The organism is Stenotrophomonas sp. GW821-FHT02D01 (assembly GCF_059421765.1).
Window position 1 is genome coordinate 83,590 of sequence record NZ_JBWKVP010000016.1, and the last position, 6,699, is coordinate 90,288.

Below are 6,699 nucleotides of genomic sequence, written 5' to 3' on the forward strand. Positions count from 1 at the left end.
CATCGTCATCCGCCTGCCCGTACCATGGCGTGCGTTGCCGCCCGATCCATCAACCTGAATCATGAATCCCAGCGCACGACGCCCATGCCTGCCGCTTTCCGCCCTGCTGCTGCTGCCTTTGGCGGTGACAGCCGAGCCATTGCCGACCGCCCTGCCGACGGTGCAGGTGCAGGCCGCGCGGGTGCCCGGCGTCGACCCCTTCGCCCTGCCCGCCAGCCTGGATACGGTGTGGATCGACGCCGACCGTACCGGCCCGGGCACGCAGCTGTCCGAGGCGCTGGGCGGGGTGCCGGGCCTGCTGGCCCGGGACCGGCAGAACTTCGCGCAGGACACCCAGCTGTCGATCCGTGGCTTCGGCGCCCGTTCGACCTTTGGCGTGCGCGGGGTGCGGGTGCTGATCGATGGGGTGCCGGCGACCATGCCCGATGGCCAGGGCCAGCTGTCGCACGCCAGCCTGCTCGGTGCCGAGCGCATCGAGGTGCTGCGCGGGCCGTTCTCGGCGCTGTACGGCAATTCGTCCGGCGGCGTGCTGCAGGTGTGGAGCGCGCAGAGCCAGGCCGGTGACCCCTGGCGGCTGCGGGTGAATGCCGGTGCCGACAACACGCTCAGCGTCGGCGCGCAGCTGCGCGGGGCGGGCAAGGGCATCGACTACAACGTGGCCGCCAACCATTTCAGTACCGACGGTTGGCGTGACCACAGCCGCGCGCGCCGCGAATCGTTGAACGCGCGGCTGGGCACCGAGCTCGCGGGCGGCCGCCTGGAACTGCTGCTCAACGCGCTGCACGCGCCGAACGCGCAGGACCCGCTGGGGCTGACCCGCGCGCAGGTGGCGGCCGACCCGCGCCAGGCCACGGCGGTGGCCCACCAGTACAACACCCGCAAATCAGTGCGCCAGCAGCAGGCCGGCCTGCGCTGGACCCGGGAAGCCGGTGCGCAGCGCTGGCAGCTGATGGGCTATGCCGGGCAGCGCGCGGTGACCCAGTACCTGCCGATTCCGCCGGGACCACAGGCCAACCCATTGCACGCCGGTGGCGTGATCGACCTGGATGGCGGTTATGGCGGGCTGGACGCGCGCTGGGGCTGGAACGGCGATCTGTGGGGGCGCCCGCTGGACCTGGTGGTGGGCGTGAATGCCGATCGCCAGCGCCAGCACCGCACCGGCTACGAGAACTTCGTCGGCACCACCGTGGGGGTACGCGGCCGCCTGCGTCGCGACCAGATCGACGTCGTGCAGAACGTGGACCAGTTCGCCCAGGCGTGGTGGCAATGGAGCCCGCGCTGGTCGCTGCTGGCCGGGTTGCGCCACAGCGCGGTGCGCTTCGAATCGGATGATCGCTACATCGTCGGGCGCAACCCGGACGACAGTGGTCGCCGTCGCTACCAGGCCACCACGCCAGTGGCGGGTGTCAGCTTCGAGGCAAGCCCGCAGTGGCGCCTGCACGCGGCGATCGGGCGTGGCTTTGAAACCCCGACGTTCAACGAGCTGGGCTACCGCGCCGACGGCCAGGCCGGGCTGGCGCTGGATCTGGCGGCCGCCCGCAGCCGCAGCCTGGAAGTGGGCAGCAAGTGGCACGCGCAGGATGGAAGACAGCTCGATGTGAGCCTGTTCCGTGCAGATACCGACGATGAACTGGCCGTTGCCAGCAACACCAATGGTCGCAGCACGTACCGCAACATCGGCCGTACCCGCCGCCAGGGTGTGGAGCTGCAGTACCGGCAGCCGTTGGCCGAGCAGCTGGAGCTGCAGCTGGCCTGGACCTGGCTGCAGGCGCAGGTGCGTTCGCCCTATCTGGCCTGTGCGGCCAGCAACTGCGCAGTGCCCGACACCGTGGTTGCCGCTGGCAGCCGCCTGCCCGGCGTGCCCCGGCAGCAGGCGTATGCCCGCCTGCAGTGGTCGCCGGGGCAGTGGCAGTGGGCGCTGGAAGCCGCCGCCAGCAGCGATGTGGTGGTGAACGACATCGCCACCGAGCGCGCAGCGGGATACGCGCTGCTGAACCTGGAGGCCGGCCACAGCTGGACGCTGCAGGCCGGTGACCTGCGCGCATTCGCACGTATCGACAACGTGCTGGACCAGCGCTACATCGGCTCGGTGATCGTCAATGACGGTAACGGCCGGTTCTTTGAACCGGGGCCGGACCGCCGCGCCAGCGTTGGCCTGCAGTGGTCATGGCGCTGAAGCGGTAGCGCCGGCCGTTGGCCGGCATCGCTCCGTGCAGGACGTCAGGAGGTTGCCGGCCAGCGGCCGGCACTACCCATCAATCGGCGGCTTTGGCCGGCATCGCGATCAATCCGGGGCCTTGGCGGGTACGAACGGCGAGGTTGGATCGCTGGCCGGGAAGGTCTCTTCCAGCGCCTCGTCCTGGTTGTCGCTGGCGTGCTGCTTGCGCTCGCGCCGCTTCAGCGGACTTTCCTGGCCACCGCGATTGCGGTCACCGCAGTCCTTGCGGTCCTGTGCGGCCTGTTCAGGCCGGCGCACGACGGGCAGTACGCCTTCGTCCGGTGTCGACATGCCGGCGCCACGGTCCTCGGCGTCGGCCAGATCGTGTTTGCCGCGCTGCTCGCCCGGCTCGGGGGTGTGGTTCTCACGCAGGGGGTCACGGGTGGTGGTCATGGGGCGTTCCTCCGGTAGGCCTCCACTAGAGCGCGGACGAAGTAAAGCCACTGCGAACCTGGCGTCATGAACATCTTTGTCACGACTGGATAACGGCGGCGCGCGTATTCCTGCCCACCCGCCCTGCTGCAGGAGCCGGCCATGCCCCGTCTTGAACGCCCCGCCCCGTCCGTGTTCAACGCCCTGCTGGATCCGCTTGGCCAGCGCAGCACGCAGCGCCGCACGCGCCGCCTGGAGGATCCGCAGGCGGTGGCGCAGGACTATCTGCAGTACATGCTGAGCGACTACGAGGAACGCCGCGGACAGGGGCATCGCAACTGGCGCGATCTGTGCCCGGTGTATGCCTTCGCGCTGACCACCCATGCCGCTGACTGGCCGCGTGGCGGTGAGGCCGATACCAGTGGCGAACTGGCCGAGCACTGGGACCAGATGCGCGGACAGTCGCGCCTGAACTGGGCACAGGCGCAGCCGGTGGTGGAAGATGCCTGGCGCGCGCTGGACCATATCCCCGCCGCTGCGGTGAGGCCGCTGCTGCAGTAGTGCCGGTCGCTGGCAGGCATCGCCTGGATTCAAGGAGCTGCCGGCCGGCGGCCGGCACTACCGCACGGTCTGCACGTGGCCGACACGGTTGTTTCACGGTAGCCGGCTGAAGCTGGCTACCCCTGCTGAAACACAGGTGCGCATCATGGCCCGCCCGATCTGGACCGGCACGCTTTCGTTCGGCCTGCTCAACGTACCGGTCTCGCTGATGTCCGGCGAGCGCAAGGTCGACCTGCACTTCCGCATGCTCGATTCGCGCGATCGCAAACCGATCCGCTTCGAACGGGTCAACGCCGACACCGGCGAGGAAGTGCCATGGAAGGACATCGTCAAAGCCTACGAGTACGACAAGGGCAGCTACGTCGTGCTGGAGGAAGACGATATCCGTTCGGCGGCGCCGGAAAGCCATGAAACGGTGGAGGTGGAAACCTTTGTCGACGCCAGCCAGATCGACCCGCGTTACTACGAGAAGCCCTATCTGCTGGTGCCGGGTAAAAAGGCCGAGAAAGGCTACGTGCTGCTGCGGGAAACGCTGCGCAGCACTGGCAAGGTCGGTATCGCCCGAGTGGTGGTGCGCACGCGCGAGTACCTGTGCGCGGTGATGCCCAACGATGACGCGCTGGTGCTGATGATCCTGCGCTATCCGCAGGAACTGGTCGAGCCTGACGACTACAAGCTGCCCAGTGGAAAGCCTGCCGATTACCGCATCACCAGCAAGGAAACGGCGATGGCCGAGCAGTTGATCGAGTCGATGGCCGGTGACTGGGATCCTTCCCAGTACCACGATGAGTTCCGCGAACGCCTGCAGCAGGTGTTGAACAAGCGCATCAAGTCCAAGGGCGGCACCACCCAGGTGGAGGACGAGCCGGCGCCGCGCGAGGATGCGACCACCAACGTGGTGGATTTCATGTCGTTGCTGCAGAAAAGCCTGGATGCCAACAAGCGCACGCCGGCGAAGAAGGTGGCCGCGCGCACGGCTCCAGCCAAGAAGGCAGCGGCGAAGAAGGCACCGGCAAAAAAGGCCGCCAAGAAGGCCGCCAGGAAGACCCCTGCGCGACGCAAGGCAGGTTGAGCCATGTCGTTGCATCAGTACCGCCGCAAGCGTCGGCTGGGCGGGGGGAGTGGACAGACCCCGGAGCCGGACGATGCACCGGCACGGGGCAATCCGAAGCGGCGGCCGATCTTCGTGGTCCAACTGCACCACGCCAGCAGCCGCCATTATGATTTCCGCCTGGAAATGGATGGCGTGCTGAAAAGCTGGGCGGTGCCGAAGGGGCCGTCGCTGCGGGTGGGTGAGAAGCGCCTGGCGGTGGAGGTGGAAGACCACCCTCTTTCCTATGCCGGCTTCGAAGGTGACATTCCGGAAGGACACTACGGCGCCGGTCACGTCGATGTGTTCGACCACGGCAGCTGGGCCTGCGAAGGTGATCCGCTGCAAGCACTGGCTGCGGGCAAGATCGACTTCGTGCTGCACGGGCAGCGCCTGGCCGGTGGCTGGAAACTGGTACGCACGGCGATGAAGGGCCGCCAGGTGCAGTGGCTGCTGATCAAGCGCGATGACGCGCAGGCACGGGATGCGGAGGCGGACGATCTGCTGGACACGCCAGCGCGAACATCCGCGAAGAGGTCCCGGGTTTCAGCGAAGAAGACGGCTCCAGCGCCACGTGGCGCACACCCACGCAAGGCCGATCCACGCTGGCATGCGCGCGCGTTGCAGCTGGACGGGGCGCGCGACAAAAGCTATCCGAGGCAGCTCAAGCCACAGCTCACCGATCACCGCGACACCGCGCCCGATGGCGAGCGTTGGCTGCATGAGATCAAGTGGGATGGTTACCGGTTGCTGGCCGATCTGCACGAAGGTGAGGTGACGCTGCGCTCCCGCAATGGCCTGGATTGGACGGCTGACTTTCCCGAAGTGGTGCAGGCGGTGCAGGCGTTGCCGGTGCGCGATGCGCGTCTGGACGGGGAGCTGGTGGTGCTGGACGACAACGGCCGCAGCGACTTCGCCGCGCTGCAGCGGGTGATCGACGGCAGCTCGAAACAACCGCTGCGCTACATCGTGTTCGACCTGCCGGGCGTGGCCGGGGTCGACATCAGCCGCGCGCCGTTGCTGCAACGCAAGGCACTGCTGAAGGAACTGATCGGCGATGCAGTTGGCACGCTGGCCTTCAGCGAGCACGTCATCGACCACGGCCCTGCCGTGTTCGAAGCCAGCGGCAAGGCGGGCTTCGAAGGCATCGTCAGCAAGCAGGTCGATGCGCCTTACGTGAACACCCGCGCACGCAGCTGGGTGAAAGTGAAGCACGAGGACACCGATGAATTCCTGATCATCGGCCACACCGCACCCAAAGGCTCGCGGGTGGGATTCGGTTCGCTGCTGCTGGCCACGCCGGACAAGGGCGGCCTGCGCTATGTCGGCCGCGTCGGTACTGGCTTCGACGATGAGGGGCTGCGCGCGCTGGCGGCCACGCTCGCGCCGCTGGCGGTGAAGGAGGCGGTGCTGGAGCTGCCGGCGCACGTCCCGTTCCGTGCGGCCAGCGTGCGCTGGGTCAAGCCGGTGACAGTGGCCGAGGTCGCGTTCCGCGGCTGGGGCAAGGAAGGGTTGCTGCGCCAGGCCAGCTTCAAGCGACTGCGCAGTGACAAGAAGAAGGAGAACCTAGCGATGAGTGCAACACCGGCCGATGACGGCGACGACGTTGCCATCACCCATCCTGAGCGCGTGGTGTTTGCGAAGAAGAAGCTCAGCAAGGGTGACGTCGCCGACTACTACCGGCAGATGGCACGCTGGATCCTGCCGGAAATCAGTGGACGGCCGCTGTCGCTGCTGCGCTGTCCCGACGGCGTCGGCAAGGCCTGTTTCTTCCAGAAGCACCATGGCCAGGGCCTGGGTGATGCGGTGCATGCGGTGCCGCTGCGGCAGAAGAGCGGGCGCGAGGACTACGTCTATATCGATGACGAACGCGGCCTGCTGCAGCTGGTGCAGATGAACACCCTGGAACTGCATCCGTGGGGCGCGACGGTGGCCGATCCCGAGCACCCCGACCGGCTGGTGTTCGATCTCGATCCGGGTGAGGGCGTGAGCTGGGCCGACGTGAAGCGGGGCGCGCGCGATGTGCGCGATCGACTGCAGCAAACCGGGCTGCAGAGCTTCGTGCGGCTGTCGGGCGGCAAGGGCGTGCATGTGGTGGTACCCCTGCAACCCGTGGCCGATTGGGACGAGGCCAAGGCGTTCTGCGAAGCGTTCGCGCAGGCGATGGCCGAACAGGCGCCGGATCGCTACGTGGCGACGATGAGCAAGGCCAAGCGCAGCGGAGTGATCTTCATCGACTGGCTGCGTAATACTCGGGGAGCGACCAGCGTGTGCTCGTGGTCGCTGCGCGCGCGGGAGAGCGCGGGAGTCGCGGTGCCGCTGCGCTGGGAAGAGCTGGCGCGCGTGAGCGCGGCCGATGCGTTTCCGATGGACAAGGCGTTGTCACGCGCATGCAATCGCCTCGTCGATGGCCGCCAGCGTGGTATGCGCCAGCAGCTCCAGTTGTTCGTCGTCCACG

5 protein-coding genes are annotated in these 6,699 nt (G+C 67.7%); 4 read left to right on the forward strand and 1 reads right to left on the reverse strand.

Features of this window, described 5'->3' with window-relative positions; all coding sequences use genetic code 11:
• The first annotated feature begins 61 nt into the window (after positions 1 to 61).
• Positions 62 to 2,176, forward strand: a complete 2,115-nt coding sequence (locus AC07UW_RS20090) for a TonB-dependent receptor family protein (protein ID WP_495212728.1) — start codon at positions 62 to 64, stop codon at positions 2,174 to 2,176.
• Positions 2,177 to 2,284: 108 nt separating this feature from the next.
• Here AC07UW_RS20090 and AC07UW_RS20095 read toward each other — a convergent pair whose 3' ends face one another.
• On the reverse strand, positions 2,285 to 2,611 hold the full coding sequence (locus AC07UW_RS20095; RefSeq protein WP_025875523.1) for a hypothetical protein: 327 nt from the start codon (positions 2,609 to 2,611) through the stop codon (positions 2,285 to 2,287).
• Positions 2,612 to 2,752: 141 nt separating this feature from the next.
• Between AC07UW_RS20095 and AC07UW_RS20100 the strand changes: the two genes are divergently transcribed.
• The 3 genes from AC07UW_RS20100 to ligD form a co-directional block, all read left to right on the forward strand.
• Positions 2,753 to 3,151, forward strand: a complete 399-nt coding sequence (locus tag AC07UW_RS20100) for a hypothetical protein (RefSeq protein ID WP_025875521.1) — start codon at positions 2,753 to 2,755, stop codon at positions 3,149 to 3,151.
• Positions 3,152 to 3,296: 145 nt separating this feature from the next.
• Entirely contained in the window at positions 3,297 to 4,223 is a 927-nt protein-coding gene (gene ku / locus AC07UW_RS20105) for a non-homologous end joining protein Ku (RefSeq protein ID WP_495212729.1), read from the forward strand.
• 3 nt (positions 4,224 to 4,226) lie between these two features.
• Positions 4,227 to 6,699 (forward strand): DNA ligase D (gene ligD, locus AC07UW_RS20110; RefSeq protein ID WP_495212730.1); only part of this gene is annotated, 2,473 nt, incomplete at its 3' end.